Origin of the sequence: Halalkalibacter alkalisediminis (assembly GCF_028610705.1) — a bacterium.
GTDB classification, from domain to species: domain Bacteria; phylum Bacillota; class Bacilli; order Bacillales; family Bacillaceae_D; genus Halalkalibacter; species Halalkalibacter alkalisediminis.
Genome location: NZ_JAQQWT010000109.1, coordinates 1 through 1,575, shown reverse-complemented (window position 1 = coordinate 1,575; position 1,575 = coordinate 1). Strand labels below are relative to the sequence as shown.

The 1,575-nt window shown below is 32.8% G+C and carries 2 protein-coding genes; both read right to left on the bottom strand.

All coding sequences use genetic code 11. The features are described from left to right. Window positions 1-404 precede the first annotated feature (404 nt). The gene (locus tag PQ474_RS26045; protein WP_273848488.1) at window positions 405-932 is read right to left on the bottom strand and encodes a nucleotidyltransferase family protein; all 528 of its coding nucleotides are present in this window, start codon (window positions 930-932) and stop codon (window positions 405-407) included. Window positions 933-1,190: 258 nt separating this feature from the next. Next, window positions 1,191-1,346 carry a hypothetical protein gene (locus PQ474_RS26040; protein WP_273848487.1) on the bottom strand — a complete coding sequence of 52 codons (156 nt, stop codon included), beginning with the start codon at window positions 1,344-1,346 and terminating at the stop codon, window positions 1,191-1,193. Window positions 1,347-1,575 lie beyond the last annotated feature (229 nt).

Genomic DNA, 1,575 nt, shown 5'->3' with positions numbered 1-1,575 from the left:
TAAAACCGCTTTTGTAGAAAAAGAGAAGTGGAATGCCTTTATTAAGGAGCAGCATAACCACAAAGAAGGGGTAAGTCAATCTGGAGGTATTAGCATAGAGTTAGAAGAATTAGAACGTCAATTGAGCAAATAAACTCTCATAATCGAGGGTGTTTTTTATTCGTCTTCAATATGTAGCGCAGCCAGTTAACGGCTAGCGCTATTTTTGTTTATTTTAGATGTTGCTTTAAAATAAAGTTTGATCAAATTGATACTAATAACCTTGATAAACGATCATAGAAAAGAGCGTGTTTTGAAAAAAAGATTGATCAAAACACGCTCTTAATATTTTCAATTGACTCATTCTTTTATAAAAAAGTTTGATCATTTCCTATCTAGGTTGCTCCACAATCGCGCCCTTTAGCTTAATAATGGCTGTTGATGTGGTAAACTTTTATCTTATTCCAAGTCGATTTCCAATTCTTTTTTGTTATGCGATCTTTGTAAATTTGCGCTCGCTCTTTAGTCTCTGTGAAATATGGTGTCGGTTTCACTTCTAAATGAATAACATCACTAATTCCACAAGGGGCTGTTAATATTACATTGTTTTTTTCATCTAACTTTACTCCTAGAGCTGTTGCTGTTTCAGGAAACTTCGATATAGCATCAACAGAAGAAGAATATGGGGGCATATTACTTTTAACATGCATTCTCGCTTGATTCTTTACCGACCAAGGGATATTCGGTATAAGACATTTTAGTTTTTCTTCGAGTTTTTTTTCTTCTAATACATCAATATTTATCGGGTCAAAATAGATTACATCAATGTCTGGAACGGTTGTTCTTTCGCTAAAATTGTGCAAAACATCCCAAATTTTTGATCGAATAAATCCAGCACATATCCACCAATCAGGCAAATTCAACGATTTGGTAGATTCTAATATTTCCATCATCCATTTATCTTCTCTAATAAGAGAAATGATTTCTTTTTCATTAATCACTAAAAAATTCTCCTTATAAAAAAATGTATTTCATTAGTTATTTCTTTGGCTTCCTTGAAAATCCTTCCTCAACAATATGGCCCTATACATAAAGAAAGAGCGCAATTCTTATTCCAGAAAAGCGCCCGTTTGTGGAAGATCAAAGGCTGGTGATGCTGTCTCGAACTTATTAAACTCTAGCTACCCGTTAGTTATGATTTTCATACTCAGTTAAAAGATTAGATTTTTTAGAACAAGAAAACCATATATTAAAGCAACACATATTACAATAAATAATCCAACCATTATAAACCCATAAATAAAGCCTTTACTCATTGAAAATAAATCTAAGAACATATTTTTTAAAGTATCAACTACCTTATACATAAAACCCCCCCCTAACAACAAACGTACGCCTAGATTTTATCATAAAAAACCATCATCTTATTGAAGAAAACTGCTCCGTTAGTACAATAGCGATAGAAATTGATGTAATTACAACCCCTGTTCTTTGCAGGAAGTTTATGAGTTCATCCTACCCTTGCTTAATCCCGAAAAAAATCAAACAATTCTTCATAACTACTTGTTTCAAGTTCAATATGCCCTACTGCTTTGG

Excerpts from the sequence above, each read along its gene's own strand:
- PQ474_RS26045 (WP_273848488.1), bottom strand. The coding sequence starts at position 932 with ATGATGGAAATATTAGAATCTACCAAATCGTTGAATTTGCCTGATTGG.
- PQ474_RS26040 (WP_273848487.1), bottom strand. The coding sequence starts at position 1,346 with ATGTATAAGGTAGTTGATACTTTAAAAAATATGTTCTTAGATTTATTT.